Genomic DNA, 16359 nt, shown 5'->3' with positions numbered 1-16359 from the left:
ATAAAAAGAATCCATCTTGAAAAATTAATCAATACGGATTCTTAAATTAGATATAATTGTTGAATTACTAACTCCGCACAACTTCCCCATCAACTAACTCAATAATTCTATTACACTTATTCGCTACTTCCATATCATGCGTTACAATAATAATTGTTCGCCCTTCTTCATTCAGTTGTAATAGCAAACTCATAATTTCTTCTCCCGTTTTCCTATCTAAATTCCCAGTCGGTTCATCTGCCAATATTAATTCTGGTTCGCCTACTAACGCTCTTGCAATTGCGACGCGCTGCTGCTGTCCACCCGATAGCTCGTCCGGTGTTTTATACATATGTTCTTTTAAACCTACTTTTTCTAAATAGAACTTCGCCTTATTTTCTCTTTCCCGTTGCTTTAACTTTCTATATGTGAGTGGTAGCACTACATTATCCAGTACAGTATGTTCTTTTAACAATGCAAAATATTGAAAAATAAATCCAATCATTTCATTTCTTGTTTTATGAACTTTATTTGCTCTAATTTCAGTTAATGATTTTCCATTTAACATATATTCACCCTCATTTGGCATATCAATTAACCCTATAACATTTAGTAATGTACTCTTCCCTGAGCCTGATCGCCCCATTACCGCTATAATTTCGCCCTTATTTATCGTTAAATTTATACCGTTTAACGCGAACGTATTATGATTCTTATTACTATACACCTTCTTAATATCTTTTAGTTCAATTAACCCCATTATTCCATCCCACCTATTAATGTTTTCGGCTCAAGCTTTCTAATAAATAAGAAGACAATTACATTCGAGACAACGATGATTAATAATAAGAATAGAAATACTAAAAACAATATAGGCATATCCAATTTAAAGTCTAATACCGTTGCTTCCTTTAAATCCTTCGACATTTGTAATAGAATCCCATACCTCCATGAAAAGTAAGTTATCGACATTCCTAAGCCAGTTATTGCTACAATAATGTTCTCTAAAACAATTTGAATAAACATACCAAATTTACTTTCGCCAAAAGCTATTTTTATACCAAATTCCCGCTTTCTCATCAAGATAGAAACAATGGTCGTTACTACAATTCCGACGATCGAGAATACAACGAATAAGATTCCTACTATAAGTTGAGGTATTTCCGAATAGCCGTTAAGAGTAACATCTTCATTTATTTCATCACCTAAACTTTTTAAATGAAACGTACCGCCGTTTCCTTTAAGTTGAATTGATTCTTCTAGTTTCTTTACATCTGCACCTTTTTGTAAATATAAAACTGTACTTTGATGTAGTCTTAAAAACATTGCTTCATATTTTTCAAATCTATCAAATGACATAGGCATTATCATTGCGTAATCCAACTTCAAATATGTGTTCGTCGTATTATTATTTACGATAAATTTATTTTCTGGCAAAAACCCTATAATTGTATATCGATCATTAATTGTATCTCCAACTTGAAAATATTTCTTAAAGTAAGAACCCATTAAAACTTTTGTTTTTTCTTCACTATTTTTTTGAAAGTCATCATGCGAGAAACCTTCTTCAGGTTTTAAAGGTAAACGTAACATTTTATAGTAATTTTCATCTACAAAAATTGTTTTAATAGTAGGTCTTTCATCGTGAAACGTTTTATGTTTCAAATCAGTAATCATACTGTTTTGAAATGGTCTATTACTTGACTCTATTTCAATAACTCGCTCCTCGTATGTACCATACGAAATCACATCTTTATTTTGATGAATTGTATTATAAACCGCTTGAATTTTCTCTTTATTATATTGATTGCTTTGTAATCTATCTGTCGTCATTTCAAAAGTAACTAAATATGTTTTATCCACATTTAATACCGAGCTGGATTTATCGTTTAGATGGTGTAAATTATAAAATACATTAATTGAACTCGTTAGAGTTGCTAATCCAAATGTAATCTGTATTAGAAGAAGTACGGAAAATAGAAATCTCTTTTTTAATGCTATGAACGCACTTTTTATTCTCATCATTTTTACTCCTTTAATGCTTTAGCAGGTTCACTTTTAAGCACATATACAAATGGTATTACAGAGAGGATGAAAGCTATAGTAAGTGAAAGAAATACACACATTACAATATGAGTAGACTGTAAACTAATACTATAACTTGTAAACTCTATAATATTTTCACTCAAAATGCTAAAAATCCATTGTATGCATATTGCACAGGCTGATGCAGTGATTGCACATAAAAATAATTGACTAAATATAAAAATAAAAAGATTTATATTACTTGCTCCCAAAGCTTTCCTTAACGACAAACTTTTTTTCTTCGTATAAATCCAATAATAACTTACTATTATATTGGTAATGAAAGCTATACATAAAAGCCTATATGGAAAACTGAGTAACTCTTCTACGGCTTCACTTGAGTTTTTTTCCTTTTCATAGTTCTCTTTTTCACTAATCACTTTGGCATTTATATCTTTATTGTTCTGTTTCATATGCTGTATGAAAGTTTCTATTTCCTTGATAGGGTTTTCATTAGAACGAACAATCATTTGGAATGTATTATCTTTTTGTATCATCTGTTTCACCTCATCTGGCATGTCATTTAGAGAGACGAAAATTTTAATATTATACTCATATCCAGTATTTTCTCCAGCTACGCCTTTAACTGTATATTCCTTATTAAATAATTTTATTGTTGCCATATCCTTATAAATTTTCTTCCCCACTATTACACTATTTTTTTCATCTTGTCCCATCTGAGAACCTTTTAGCAAAGGTGGAGACCAATTTTTATTAAGGAGACCATTCATTATTACGTGGCCGATATCCGGAATAGTAATACGAATATCATTTGTAATAACACTAGCGTTTTTAAAATCAGATTCTATTAACGTCTGAAATTGTTCGAAATTGATTTCCCCCATATTAGTAAGTTGAACTGAATAGTAATAATTAAAATAACCATTTTTACTATCATAAAATTTCTCATCATAATAATCTCGCGTCGACATTGCGATCAGGATTGGCCATATTGTCAATACAAATCCAATAAATAGCATAATGAATATTGTTTTGTTCACCACTATTTCTTTTAATACTAGATTCATATATCCTCCTCATTTTAAAAACCGTGAAAAAGGTATGTATCCTTTTTCACGGTTTTTGTTGATTTTTATTTAATTACCATTTCCTTAGAAGTGTACGCACTATCCCCTACCATTATCCATTCATGACCCGAATAACCTCTGGTCACCGGTCCTTTGGATGCAACGCTAACGTTTATACGATCTGAAATTTTAGCATCATACAATGCTAACTCTTTAGAAGTCCCATCATCAAAGCTAGCTCTTACAGTCATCTTGTAAAAATGAGGTTCGTCCTTTTTTGCAGTATAGGCAGTTGCCTTAGCTTTTGCTCCGCTTCCTGTCCACGTTGCATTATTATCCCAACTAATCGAAGCAAATGAAACGGAAGAAACCATACCTAATAAAGAAGCAGTTAATCCTGTAACAGCTAAAGTTTTTAGAAGTAAGCTTTTCATATATCCTTAATCTCCCTTTTTAAAATATTCACTTAAATATTTAAGTATTTTTAGGCCTTGTCCCCATTATACATAAAGAAAGACTTTTTATATTAAAAAACCCTAATATTTACACTTTTAACAAAACCCTTACATTCCCATGAACTTTACGTCACAAAACAAAAAGATGGTATAAAACCAAAATTCACCCCATCTTTTTACTACCATTATTGATTTGACTGTATGCCAGGAAGAATATATTTCACAATCAATTCCCATCTATCCCCTGCATTCGGTATAATTTCAGACGCAATCACCACTACCAATTCCTTCTCTGGAATACAACAAATCATATTCCCACCATCACCCATAGCACAGTATGAAAAGATTCCATCTTCTTCTCGAAACCACCATAAGTAACCATATTGATTTTGGTTCATTTCTGTTGATTCTTTTATCCATGATTTTGATAGTATTTGTTTTCCATTATGAATACCTTCATTCAAATACATCTGTCCAAACTTAGCCATATCCCTAACAGTTAACGTTAGTCCCCATCCGCCTGTCGAAATACCATTTGGATCGTGAACCCACCCTTTCACATCTTTTCCGAATAAGTCATCGAATCCAAATGCTTTCATACTATAGTTTGGAATTTCTCTCATACCGAGTGACTGAAATAGCTGTTCATTCGCAAATTCACGCGCACTTTTTCCTGTTACGCTCGTAATAATTGCTGATAATAAATGAGCTCCTGCAGATGAATATTTAAAAGATCCAATTTCTCCGCCATTCCCCATCCTATTAAGTGTATACTGTACCCAATCCTGTTGTGTACATAATTCTTCTAACGGTTCCTGCCAGTCTACAAAAGGATATGGCGCTGTCATTGTAAGTAAGTGTCTCACTGTTACTTCAGATGCCGTACGTTTATATTCAGGGAAAAACTCTATTACTTTTTGATCTACACTTTTTATATAGCCTTTATCTACACATATCCCAATTAACGCAGAAATAATCGTTTTTGTGACAGATGCTACATGAAATGCATTATCTGGACCTTGGCCGTTATAATATTTTTCAAAAACAATATTACCTCTCTGTACTACTAACATACCATTAATATTTTTGTATTCTTCTTTTATAATTAGATCTAACTTTTCAGCAGTTTTCATTATTCATTCCCCTTTAACCTATGATTAAAAAGGTTCGATAGGTACATATATATCAACTATATGTTTATTTTCCTGGTGCTGCCTTGGGTCATTTTTATACATTTCAAAAGGATAGGAATCTCTCGGTTTATATCCGCTATTTGGCAGCCATTCACCGTATAAGAAATCCCATGCTCCTTTATATTCATCTTGGAATATTTCAAAATGTCCTACTGCATATTTTCCAGAAGGTATTACCATTATTCCAACGTCGTTCGTTTCTACTGTGGATTCATCTGAAATTGTTACACATAGACTTGTTCTTAAATGATAGTCCTCAGTAAATTCATGATGATCGTGGTAAATGGTTAATACTTTCGTATCCTCAAATACATGATAGTTTTTCTTCGCCGCGTAACGAAATAATTTTTCTATCATTTCTGGAAAAGCTATAGCTAACTCTTCATATGTACCTGTATGTCTTATGTATGCGACGTTTATATCGTCCGCTGTTACAATTTCAACATTTCCTCGAACCTTCTTACATTCATTGTATTGAGGAATTCCCCTTACGTCTTTGCAATTCTTGCTATTATCGTTTCGATATTGAGACGGACTTACGCCGTAATGACTTTTAAATGTTCGGGAAAAAACTGCTGAATCTGTGAATCCGAAGTGATACGCAATATCTGTAATCGTCATGTCTGCGCGATATGTAAGTAGATGTGTTGCCCTTTCTAGTTTCAAGCGATTCACATACCGAGATAATGGCTCATCAACTATTCCTTTAAAAATCCGATGAAAATGATACTTCGAAAATCCTGCTATATCAGCTAGCTCTTCAATGGATAATGAACTGTCTATGTTTGATTCTATATAATCTTGAACCTTATGTATGCGTCTTACATACTCATTTCTACTCTGTTTATTCTCCATACTCTTTATCTCCTCACAACAAAAAGAACCATCCTAGAATACTTTTAGGACGGCTTTCTATTCGTAATAGATTCTTCCATATTCTATTGTTAAATCGATATAATTTCACTATATTTTTTAAATTGATGGTAATGTGGCAGCATCCCGATTTAATTGAAAGAAACAACTATTTTTTTATAGCCCTACGCAAATTAATAATATTATTGGGATTTAGCTCCCATTGTCTCATAAGTTCTTTTTGTCTTGTTTTTAAGTCTTCAAATGGTTCTTCCACTATGTCGATTTTATTAAATTTCCCTTCGAAAACTAAAGCATTTTTTATCTTTTTATATCCACCAAAACCTAAGTCATCATTTAGTAACCAGACTACTCTCTGTATTTTTGCGAATAAAATACCTCCTGTACACATTGGACACGGTTCCAACGTGCTATAAATAGTAAACTTCTCATTTTTTATTTTTGCATCAAACATTGCTTCCCCTGCATTGCGAATAGCGTCTATCTCTGCGTGAGCTGTTATGTCTTTTTGTGGATGCACTCTATTTCTTCCTCTTGCAATGACATTATTATTTCCATCAACAATAACTGCTCCTACTGGATATGTATTTTCTTTTAATGCCATTTCAGCTTCTTCCAATGCCATCTGTAAAAAATATCTATCTCTTTCAAAATGCATATAAATCCCCTTCTTTTGATGAAATTATTTTACAGAAATTGCTTTTGACATCCCACTCACTTCTATCAAATTAACAAAATAAAAAAAGATATCATTATGTCTGCAACAACAGGGCAAGAATGGTGTTTTGATATAAACTTAATTTAATAGAATTTGTGATACAATCCAATCGCCATTAAGCTAAGAAAAACAAATACCCTAAAACGAGAAATTTTAAGGGATCATAAAATTTTCAAATTTTTAATTCTTGTTTTGACGTTTCTTTTGTATGCTCCCTATAACCCCAAATACAATCGCTACTGCTAAACATACGATTGAGAAAGTTTGTAATACGTTTGTCGAAAAATAGCCTACCCCTAACACTACTGCTAAAACGATTCCTGCTACTAACATTCTCCGTTGCTGCATATCCATGCAATCATTCCCCTTTTATCTACACATTTTTCAAAAATAAAACTCTACTCCCGCCATTCCCATCATAATTTGTATGTACCGATACACCCTCTACCTCATCATCCCCAGCCTCAATTCGAAAACCGATTTCTTGATGAAACTGTATCGACTTTTTATTAGTTGGTGACGTAATTGCTTTTACAACTGTACGATTATTTGCACGAGCGACATCAAAGAAATAAGAATACAATGTCGATGCGATTCCTCTTCTTCTATACTTCGGATTTACACCGATAAAATGAACGTATGCTTCATCTTTATATGTTTGTGAAAAAAATCCGCATAAGAAACCTAACGTTTCGCCCTCTTCTTCAATGATAAAACTCGTTTCTTGAAAGTGAACAAAAAACAATTTTGGCAACATGGCAACCATGTCTCTCCCGCCCCACCAATCATTTAAAACTGAATGAATCTTTACATAATCTTCCCCTTGGATATTTCTTACTCGCATATGTTTCTCCCTCTCACTCACTTCATTTTTTCATAAATTTTAATGACTGTTTCTACTAATAGGATGAATACCCATATCCCGCAAAATACAAGAACAGACTGGAATATGGATCCAATTATCATAACACCAACTGTACCTGTTATTGAAAAAGATATTCCACCAAGCCCTGGATCTTGTATAAATGCTCCAGCAGAAAAAGCAGTTATAATTGATACTATTAAATAAATAACACTCGTTATTTTTAATATCTTTATAGAAAGATACGAGGTTTTTTCTTGTTCCACTTGTGATAATTCGATTTCCCCGCTCTCAATTCCTTTTTGCAAACAGTCTTCACATAGAAATTCTTCCTTAATTTTTTTACCACCGTGCATCGTACCTGTTATTTCTTTACATCTTGAACATTTTCGATTTATCATGTTGTTATCACTCCAATCTGTTAAGATTATACTTATACAATTCTGCATTTACCTTAATATTCCTTTTATGTATTTTATAGAGAAAGGTCGTGTTTTATGATTTCAAAACTCACATTTGGCTCTAAAAAAATTAACGTTCATTATACATTAAGGCCTAGTTGTTATGCGATTATTTTTCAATCATCTTCTTCAAAGATTGCTGTTATCCAAAAAGGAGACCGTTACTTTTTACCTGGTGGCGGTATGGAAGGTAATGAAACAAAAGAAGAATGTTTGCACCGTGAACTACTAGAGGAATTAGGATGGGCAATTAAAATTGATCAGTATATCGGTAATGCGGCTCGATATTTTTATGCAGAAAAGGAAGATATATATTATTTAAACGATGGATTTTTTTATATTGCGAATATGGTGCAGAAACAAACTGAAAACTGTGAGGAGGATCATGTTCTAAGGTGGATGTCTCCATTGCATGCTATAGAGCTTCTCATACACGATCATCAAAAATGGGCCGTTGAACAAGCGCTTTTATTACAAAAACAAAAAGGATCTCCTTCTATATGAAAGAGATCCTTTTTACTGTTAACTTACTTTTTTCAAATTGAGAGCAGGCTTTTTCATTCCACCTTTTTTTACAACATATAAACCGATGAAGATAATAAGCCCGCCAACTAGTTGCATCATATTCATTTGCTCCCCTATTGTTACAGCCGCAAAGATAACTGCAAATAATGGTACGAGATACATATAAACCATTACTTTTGTTGAGCCTATTTGACTAATACCGACATACCACATTGCTAGTCCAAAGATGGTCGCAAAGATGATTGAATATGCAAGCGATCCCCAGCTTGGCGTATCTACTGGCCACGTTAAAGAATTTACGTTGAATAAACAGTATATAACTAGCGGTACAATTCCAATTAAAGTAGACCATGATGTGACTCTCATTGCGGAGTATTTTGTAATAAGAGGTTGCGCTAATATTGGATACCATCCCCACGCAATTGCTGCGACTAATCCAATTATATTTCCGAGCCACGCATACTCGTAAGTAGCTCCTCCTGTATGTCCTGTTAATAAAACGAATGCTGCACCAACAAAGGCCACTATTGAACCAATTTGTACTTTCATCGAAAAACGTTCTTGTTTGTGCAATACTGCTAATATCCCTGTAAAAATAGGTGACATTGCAATTAATAATGAGGCGTTCGTTGCTGAAGTATATTTCACAGATAACATAAACATCGTTTGATACATTGTCGTACCAACGATACCGACTGCTACTAATCGTAACCAATCTTTTCTTTCAATACGTAATGAGCGTTCCATCATAAAAGTAATAAGTAATAATACCGGTGATGCTACTAAAAATCGTAAACTATTAAATTGAATGGATGACATATATGCCACGCCATACTTTCCTATTGTATAATTTGCTCCCCATACTAATGCAACAGATACTAGGAGCCATTCCATTTGCCATCGTTTCATCCGAATCTCCCCTTCCATATTTAGCATAGTAAAATTGGCTGGATATAACACCGTCCAATTGGCTGTTTTTTTACCCAGCCAATTTGTTATACTGAATGTATATAAGAGATGCGGAGGCGTTTGTATGGAATGGAAGCTAGATAACGACAGTAAAATCCCTATTTATCAGCAAGTTGTTGACTTTATTGAAAAACGTATTACATACGGAGAACTTCCTCCAGGAAGCTTCCTACCTTCCGAACGAAAATTAGCTACACAGTTAAATGTAAACCGAAGTACAGTAACGACTGCTTATAACGAACTACGTGCTATGGGAATTGTAGAAAGTACGACTGGTAAAGGTACACGTGTAAGTACACATATGTGGGGCGTTTCTCAAACATTAACGCCTAACTGGAGAAATTTCGTAGAAGGCGGTACGTTCTTACCAAACTTACCGTTACTTCGCCATATTCGGGCAGAAGTACAACAAAATGAAAATATTATTGATTTCGCAAACGGAGAACTCGGTTGTAATCTCTACCCACACGATCAACTACAAACAATTTTACGAGAACAACCGTTAACGCATTCATTAAGTTATGATCATCCGCAAGGCTATCTCCCGCTAAGACAAGCGGTCGTAAAATATATGAAAGAATATTTAAAAGTTGAGGCGACTGAACAATCCATTATGATTACATCCGGCGCCCAGCAAGCACTTCACCTTATCGTGCAATGTTTATTAAATCCAGGTGATGCCGTCGCTTTCGAAAGTCCATCGCACTGTTATTCCTTACCGCTATTCCAATCAGCAGGTATTCGTATTTTCCCGTTACCTGTTGATGAACATGGTATTAATCCAGACGATGTGCAAGAATTATATAGAAAGCATCGTATTAAAATGATCTTTTTAAATCCAAACTTCCAAAATCCTACGGGAACGATGCTTCATCCAAACCGTAGAAAAAAACTATTATCACTTTGCGCAGATTTACGAATTGCAATTGTTGAAGATGATCCATCCAGTTTACTTACGCTAGAAAAGAAACAACCTTGCCCTACTTTAAAATCGATTGATGAAAATGGAACAGTTATTTATGTACATTCTTTATCAAAAATGATTGCGCCAGGATTACGAGTCGGCTGGCTCGTCGCTCCGCAATCTGTAGTAGAAAGGTTATCCGACGCAAGGCATCAAATGGAATTAGGAATGAGTATTTTCCCTCAGTGGCTTATGCAGCAGTTTTTCGAAACTGTACCATTTCAGTCGCATATCGTACCGTTACGAAAACAACTAGCAGAAAAAAGAGACGTTATTGTTCGAGCTCTAAACGAGCAACTTCATGATAAAATCTCTTTTTCAAATCCGACCGGTGGAATATACATATGGGGAAAATTAAAAGAACCGATAAACGAAAAACAACTTATTATGCAAAGCTTAAAACAAGAAATTGCTTTTATGCCAGGTAGTATTTTCGGCGCGAAAGATGGTTATATTCGTTTATCTTATGGAAAAGTGGATATTGATCAAATTGAGGAAGGTATTTCTCGTTTGCGGGAGGCTATTTTGGTTTGTGGGAAATAAAATAACTTTTTAATACATTTAAAACTTCTTTATTCATTAACTCCAGATAATAAGTAAGCAAAAAATAATGAAAAGAAGCTTAATTCCAAAATTAAATTATAAGAAAGCTCCTGATGATTGATACAGGGGCTTTCTTTTCGAAATTTTTCATTTTTCTTTATCTTTCTTCCCCACTTCTAAGAATGATTCTTATAAATTGTAACTCATTATGATTAATTCACCTTTCCGCCCCATCCTTCTAACCCCATTATCACAAAAACCACATTTTTTATATAAAGATTGTGCAGCTACATTTTTAACGTTTACTGCTAAAATAATTTCATTTATACCTAAGAAGTTATTTCGGACAAAGTCAGGTAATATCTTTAAAGCTTGTTTTGCATATCCTTTCCCTTGATGGTGAAAATCTGTTGAAAATGCTCTTATTAAAATAGAGTTTTCATTATTTGTATATGGTTTAACCCCGTCATTTTTATGTAAAACAAAAAACGTTACAAGCTCATTATCTTTCATAGCTAAAAATTGAATGCCGATTTGAATCCTCACTCGATAGTTTTACAAGCTTTTTAGGTAAACCTGTATAACAAAGCTGCTCTTCTGAAAATGTATATTGATTTATTATATTTCTGAAGTTTTCATTATAAAAATATAACTGCATATAAATATCGCTCTCCTCAATAAATGGTCATTTCTATTTCGTTATCTACAAGTTAAATAATAAAACTCATCCCCTATTTTCTGTAAAATATTCCTCTTTAATATTCTTAACTACATATTTATTATAAATAGAGAAAAGCAACTCTCCATTCTCACAATCTAGCTGTATACTTAATAAATATTATGGGATTTGAAGTTTTTATCTCCACATTCTCACCCTCAAATATATACATTTGTTTATTTTCGATATCAATAAACGCCATAAGTCCATTCTCATTATATGCTTCTGAATATTCACCATCTATTTTTATTCTTTCAAAAGAAGAAAAAGGAGAATGTACTACTTGATATTCGGAAAGCTTCATTATTCGCTTTTCTTCCGGTACGTGCACAATTTTCGGATCATCATCAGATAAATATTCTAGCCCAATTTTATTCGGCGCAACAAAAATTAATAGATGCAATGGTTCTGTTTCATTATTTTTATAGCCATGTATATGGTTCTTCCACCCAAACACTATCTCTCCTTTTGATGCACGAATCATTATTTTATTTGAAATATAATAATCCAAATGACCTGACAACACAACCGCACAATCTTCTCCAAATGGATGGCTATGAGGTGGTATGCCTTCATGCGATTGAAAAATCACTTCATACACCCAATACTTATCATCATTCGTTTTATGAATAAGATCATTTTTTGATATATTAATAGTTGTTTGTGATAAATCGAAACTCCTCATTCGGCCCTCCTGATTAATTTCAGACTTACTTATCTTTTGAAACCATTGCATAGAGCAGTAACATGAAATGATCCTCTAATTTAAAATACATTTTATTTATATATATTCTATTGCTATTTTATCCAAATAAACACTATTAAAAATCAATCCGCAGAATGAAATTCAAATAAAATTTCCTAATACTTTCGTATTAAGAAATTTTCAAATCACTACATATAACCACTTATTAAAATCTATAGTATATTCGTTATTTAGTTCGAAATATTCGTTCATTTTATACAAATACATATGTATTAAATTGCGGAAGATATTACTTGTTTGACAAAACCTAAATCTACCATTATCATCAACACGAACCTAGTTATAGGAGTGATAAAAATGAAAATTTACGTTGATGCAGATGCTTGCCCTGTAAAAGATGTAATTATTTTTGAGGCTACGAATGCAGAAATCCCTGTAACCCTCGTTACTAGCTTTTCTCATTATTCTAATGCTCAGCAACCTAAAGGTGTGGAAACAATATATGTTGATTCCGGAGCAGATGCTGCAGATTACCGAATTATGCAGTTAGCAAAAAAAGAAGATTTAATCGTAACACAAGATTACGGTCTTGCTTCGCTCGCTTTAGCAAAAGGCTGTATCGTTCTACACCATAAAGGCTATAAGTATACGAATGATAACATTGAACAATTGTTACAAACACGATATTTAAGTGCAATGGTTCGAAAAAGTGGTAAACGTACAAAGGGACCGAAACCATTTACAGCAGAAGATAAAGAGAAATTTAGAGAGCTCTTTAAAAGTATGATCGCACTTTAAAAATGAATCGTCTATTTGCAAGGAAAACTTCGCAAAACAAAGAAGAGAATATCGTAATGAACATTCTCTTCTTGAGGTTTACCCTTTAAAATGAAGGTAAATTATCTAAGTTATTTTCTTTTATTCCATCAGGTTCACTACGTATAATATCTCTGCCATACTTATGAAATACGTCCACATGAGCTAACTTCCCTGATTTTGCTTCACTAAGAGCAGTCATATAATCTAACTCTCTCCCGCTACTTGTTTTAAAAGCAATCAAATCACCTTCATCATTTTTACGAACAGCAACAATTTGTTCTGCTCCTGAAGTAACTTCCTGAGCTATTTCAAATTGAGCTTGCTCTTCCCCTTGATGTAAATAATCATTATATACTTTTTCAAAGTCTTTTTTGTCCATTAAACTCACCTCCAAAACATTTTATTAGTATGGTTGGGAGGTGTTGGTTTTATGTACTTTTCTGTTAGAAAAACGAATTTTTAATACCTACGCAAACCCTTTAAAGTCTCCAATATATCATCTGTAAAGGCTGTACTACCCTCTGTCTCTAAAGCTCTGAAATATAAACTTCTTAAGAAAGCTCTAATATTTTGTACTAAAATATCATATTGAGGATGCGGGATGTCTTCAACAATTGCTATACTATGTAACCAATTGCTCCACTCTTCTTCAGTTAAAAGATTTTGGTTACGTAACGACATAATTGGTGCTACTAATCTCTCATCCTCAAAGTGAATGTATACGTAGTCATGTAAGCGGACCTTCTGACGAACGGCAGCTAGTATTGCATATGAGAACTCACGATTTTGGATTGTACGTGCTAAAGCATCGAGTGCATCTGCTGCATGTGCAGTAGAGTGCGCCCAGCCTTTCCCTTCTACATAGCCCCTTACATCTTCTTCTAAATATACATATTCCAGCACTTGTTCTGCTACACTGTACAGTTGTTCTTCGGATAACAACGGTTCTCTTTCATGAACAGATAAAATAAGTGGTGGAATTAATACGGAGAATGCACGTTTAAATACAGAGTCTGTTCCCTTTTCACCAATTTTATAAAATAAATAATCAGGACTAATTGCTTGTAACATTAATCCTCTTAACTCTTTTTGTCTAAATACATCATTTGTAATCCATGTGTGAAGCGTACTATAAATTAAATCATCACGTAATTCAGCATCAGGTGATCCGATATAATCTAGCATCCACTGCGCATATGGATATGCATCTACGTCTTCTGGTACAGCATAATTATTATTTTTAATTTGTAGTAGTTCTTCTTTTAGTTCTAGTACTTCTGTCATTTTTTTATCCCCTTTAAATTTCTCTTCCTAAATTATTCCCTATTAGTATCATAAAATTAAACCCATTCTTAACGCAATATAAAATGGAATCATTAATTATCTTCACTATGTAACAGTTCTTCCAATGTTGCTTTAACTTCTTCTTCTAATTCATTAATCGTTCCGCTATAAAGTGTTCCTATGCTACTACTTTTTCGATATCCTTGGTAATAATACCAAAGCGAAATAGTACAGACTTCCCATGATTTTGAAGCATCATATTCAAAATTAATTTCTGATCTATATTCATACTCTAAACAATTCTTAGATGTTAGTTCTTCTAATTCATCACCGTCTATATCTCTTTTAATTGACAGCTTCAAATTTAATTTACCCTTTTGCGCAAAACGTTCTTCATATATTTTTTGATACTTACTGCAAATGTCTTCACTTATACTCTCTAGTTCCATTATTTTTTGTTTTAACTGTTCATTTATCTGTTCATTTTTGATTTCTAAATATTGTTCATCCTTCTCTTCATTCACTTTATTATTTTTTTGAAACCATCTAAACAAATGTTCATTCCCCCTATATAAACTGTATTAATGTCTTTTAAATAGAACTACTGGATCATCAAATTTACTATTTTCAAATAAAACATCTGCAAGTTCTTTCGGATTATGCTCATCTATATACATTTTACAAGCCGCGTGATACCTGTTTAAAAACATCTTCTCTGCTTCTTCATAACTTCCAAAAGCTTCAGTTTCCCGCTTAGCACCACGTTTTCTCGCAATCTCAAAATTTGTATCTACAAAGATTTTGTAATCAAATAAATGCGCAACGTCTTTTTTCAATAGAAACGTTCCATCTACTATTAATATCATATTTTTCGTGGCCAATAGCGGCTCATTATGTACAGGCATATCCGTTATTAAGTTATGAGAAATCGTTTCATATTGTAAATTCCCGTTAGGTCCTAAAGGCATTAATAATCTTTCTTTGAAAGCTGTATAATCGTGCGCATCTTCATAATACCCTCTTGCAGATTCTTTTCCTTTTGCATAGCGAATCACTCTTGGATTATGAAAATCATCAATGCTAGCGCGTGTTACTGGTAATCCTCGTTTTTTTATTTCTTCCGCTAGTTCGTTTGCAAATGTTGTTTTTCCTGAGGCTGTAATACCGCTTACTCCAACTCTTATTGGATGGGTTAAGTTTAGCTTTACAATATGATCTGCAATTTCTTTGATTCGTTGTTTTCGGTTCATGATATCTCCCTTTATAATTAGTTGACATAATATAATTATAGATAATAATTCATGTCACTATTTGTCAGTAAATTGATATCCTTTCTCGAATCGCTGATATCTCGAAAAAATCATTGATATATTTTAAGTTATGATAGATATATTTGAAAAATCGTTGATATATTATTAGCTTACTTTCCCTTAAACCCTCGATATAAAGCAGTCCGTAATTCTTGTTTGTATTCTTCAATTTCTGGCATTTCGAGTTCTTCTGCTAGTCTGATAGCTAATTCAATATCATACGGTACTCGTACAAGTTGAATAGAAAAGCTCGCTGCTTCTTTTTCATTGTAAGTCCCTTCAAATATTAAATAGGAAGCTTGCGTTATTTCAAGCGGGTTTCCTACGCTACCGGCATTACATAACGTTTTCCCTCTGAAATTTTGAACGAACGCTTGGTGAACGTCACCGTAACAAACGACATCTGGTTTTCTTTCCCCTTCTATATTTTCCGTCAGATCACTATTTTCGAACATACTAATACGTTCTTCTCTTGAAGCGTGTGGTTGAATTCTTTCATATAAACTTCTCGGTGAAGCGTGAAACATACGAATGAATTTCCCACTCATATAAAACTCGATTGAAAATGGTAAGTTTCTTAAATAGTCATTTTGTTCTTCCGATAATTGTTTTTGATGCCATTTCAATGCTTCAAATTCAGTCGGCTTTGTAATAAAATCATCCCAGTTTCCCATTACGACTACTTCACATTCTTTACGAATGATTTCAATTGCTTCACTGGAATGAGGTCCTTTTCCTACTAAATCTCCAAGGCAAATAATGCGCTCGATTCCTCTTAATTTAATATCATTCAACACGGATTCTAATGCTTGAATATTACCGTGAATATCTGAAATTACTGCTATTTTATCCATATAAATTACTCCT

Annotated in this window: 20 protein-coding genes and 1 pseudogene; 3 read left to right on the top strand and 18 right to left on the bottom strand. The window is 33.2% G+C overall.

What is annotated here, in order from left to right; translation table 11 throughout:
- Positions 1–67 precede the first annotated feature (67 nt).
- The 10 genes from AU379_RS08820 to AU379_RS08780 all read right to left on the bottom strand — a co-directional run bounded on the left by AU379_RS08820 (position 68) and on the right by AU379_RS08780 (position 7594).
- Positions 68–739, bottom strand: a complete 672-nt coding sequence (locus AU379_RS08820; RefSeq protein ID WP_000522860.1) for an ABC transporter ATP-binding protein — start codon at positions 737–739, stop codon at positions 68–70.
- Positions 739–2004: an ABC transporter permease gene (locus AU379_RS08815; protein ID WP_172794108.1), complete on the bottom strand. Its 1266-nt coding sequence runs from the start codon at positions 2002–2004 to the stop codon at positions 739–741. Before AU379_RS08815 ends, AU379_RS08820 begins: the two co-directional genes overlap by 1 nt.
- Positions 2005–2006: 2 nt before the next feature.
- On the bottom strand, positions 2007–3092 hold the full coding sequence (locus AU379_RS08810; protein WP_001055055.1) for an ABC transporter permease: 1086 nt from the start codon (positions 3090–3092) through the stop codon (positions 2007–2009).
- A gap of 65 nt (positions 3093–3157) precedes the next feature.
- On the bottom strand, positions 3158–3526 hold the full coding sequence (locus AU379_RS08805) for a hypothetical protein (RefSeq protein WP_061139136.1): 369 nt from the start codon (positions 3524–3526) through the stop codon (positions 3158–3160).
- 206 nt (positions 3527–3732) lie between these two features.
- Entirely contained in the window at positions 3733–4680 is a 948-nt protein-coding gene (locus AU379_RS08800) for a serine hydrolase (RefSeq protein ID WP_061139135.1), read from the bottom strand.
- Between the two features lie 24 nt (positions 4681–4704).
- Positions 4705–5595, bottom strand: a complete 891-nt coding sequence (locus tag AU379_RS08795; protein WP_061139134.1) for a GyrI-like domain-containing protein — start codon at positions 5593–5595, stop codon at positions 4705–4707.
- A gap of 166 nt (positions 5596–5761) precedes the next feature.
- A complete protein-coding gene (locus AU379_RS08790; protein ID WP_000545361.1) occupies positions 5762–6271 on the bottom strand; it encodes a nucleoside deaminase in 510 nt (169 codons plus the stop codon).
- Between the two features lie 240 nt (positions 6272–6511).
- A complete protein-coding gene (locus AU379_RS30510; RefSeq protein WP_000367555.1) occupies positions 6512–6685 on the bottom strand; it encodes a hypothetical protein in 174 nt (57 codons plus the stop codon).
- 19 nt (positions 6686–6704) lie between these two features.
- Positions 6705–7175: a GNAT family N-acetyltransferase gene (locus AU379_RS08785; protein ID WP_001266065.1), complete on the bottom strand. Its 471-nt coding sequence runs from the start codon at positions 7173–7175 to the stop codon at positions 6705–6707.
- Positions 7176–7192: 17 nt separating this feature from the next.
- Positions 7193–7594, bottom strand: coding sequence for a DUF3980 domain-containing protein (locus AU379_RS08780; RefSeq protein WP_000610500.1), 402 nt, complete (start codon positions 7592–7594; stop codon positions 7193–7195).
- Between the two features lie 96 nt (positions 7595–7690).
- Between AU379_RS08780 and AU379_RS08775 the strand changes: the two genes are divergently transcribed.
- Entirely contained in the window at positions 7691–8158 is a 468-nt protein-coding gene (locus AU379_RS08775) for an NUDIX hydrolase (protein WP_000623999.1), read from the top strand.
- Positions 8159–8176: 18 nt separating this feature from the next.
- On the opposite strand, the gene AU379_RS08770 is transcribed toward AU379_RS08775, so the two are convergent.
- Positions 8177–9088, bottom strand: a complete 912-nt coding sequence (locus AU379_RS08770; RefSeq protein WP_061139133.1) for a DMT family transporter — start codon at positions 9086–9088, stop codon at positions 8177–8179.
- 124 nt (positions 9089–9212) lie between these two features.
- On the opposite strand from AU379_RS08770, the gene AU379_RS08765 reads away from it, so the two are divergent.
- The gene (locus tag AU379_RS08765; protein ID WP_000454908.1) at positions 9213–10655 is read left to right on the top strand and encodes a PLP-dependent aminotransferase family protein; all 1443 of its coding nucleotides are present in this window, start codon (positions 9213–9215) and stop codon (positions 10653–10655) included.
- A gap of 189 nt (positions 10656–10844) precedes the next feature.
- Here the strand turns inward: AU379_RS08765 and AU379_RS08760 are convergent.
- Positions 10845–11313: pseudogene (locus AU379_RS08760) on the bottom strand (GNAT family N-acetyltransferase).
- Between the two features lie 151 nt (positions 11314–11464).
- The gene (locus AU379_RS08755) at positions 11465–12058 is read right to left on the bottom strand and encodes a cupin domain-containing protein (protein ID WP_001255979.1); all 594 of its coding nucleotides are present in this window, start codon (positions 12056–12058) and stop codon (positions 11465–11467) included.
- A gap of 378 nt (positions 12059–12436) precedes the next feature.
- On the opposite strand from AU379_RS08755, the gene AU379_RS08750 reads away from it, so the two are divergent.
- Positions 12437–12877, top strand: a complete 441-nt coding sequence (locus AU379_RS08750; RefSeq protein WP_000708769.1) for a YaiI/YqxD family protein — start codon at positions 12437–12439, stop codon at positions 12875–12877.
- Between the two features lie 85 nt (positions 12878–12962).
- On the opposite strand, the gene AU379_RS08745 is transcribed toward AU379_RS08750, so the two are convergent.
- The 5 genes from AU379_RS08745 to AU379_RS08725 all read right to left on the bottom strand — a co-directional run bounded on the left by AU379_RS08745 (position 12963) and on the right by AU379_RS08725 (position 16346).
- The gene (locus tag AU379_RS08745) at positions 12963–13277 is read right to left on the bottom strand and encodes a DUF3892 domain-containing protein (protein WP_000358163.1); all 315 of its coding nucleotides are present in this window, start codon (positions 13275–13277) and stop codon (positions 12963–12965) included.
- Between the two features lie 80 nt (positions 13278–13357).
- Entirely contained in the window at positions 13358–14182 is an 825-nt protein-coding gene (locus AU379_RS08740) for a DUF2785 domain-containing protein (protein WP_000141230.1), read from the bottom strand.
- 92 nt (positions 14183–14274) lie between these two features.
- The gene (locus AU379_RS08735; protein ID WP_000490268.1) at positions 14275–14736 is read right to left on the bottom strand and encodes a hypothetical protein; all 462 of its coding nucleotides are present in this window, start codon (positions 14734–14736) and stop codon (positions 14275–14277) included.
- Between the two features lie 27 nt (positions 14737–14763).
- Positions 14764–15432 (bottom strand): uridine kinase, encoded by a 669-nt coding sequence (locus tag AU379_RS08730; protein WP_001080551.1) that lies wholly within the window; start codon positions 15430–15432, stop codon positions 14764–14766.
- 170 nt (positions 15433–15602) lie between these two features.
- A complete protein-coding gene (locus AU379_RS08725) occupies positions 15603–16346 on the bottom strand; it encodes a metallophosphoesterase family protein (protein WP_000357653.1) in 744 nt (247 codons plus the stop codon).
- Positions 16347–16359 lie beyond the last annotated feature (13 nt).

Origin of the sequence: Bacillus sp. JH7, from assembly GCF_001563515.1 — a bacterium.
In the GTDB taxonomy this organism is placed as follows: Bacteria; Bacillota; Bacilli; order Bacillales; family Bacillaceae_G; genus Bacillus_A; species Bacillus_A cereus.
Note: the sequence above shows the minus strand (reverse complement) of the source record. Positions and strands in the feature narration are given on the sequence as shown.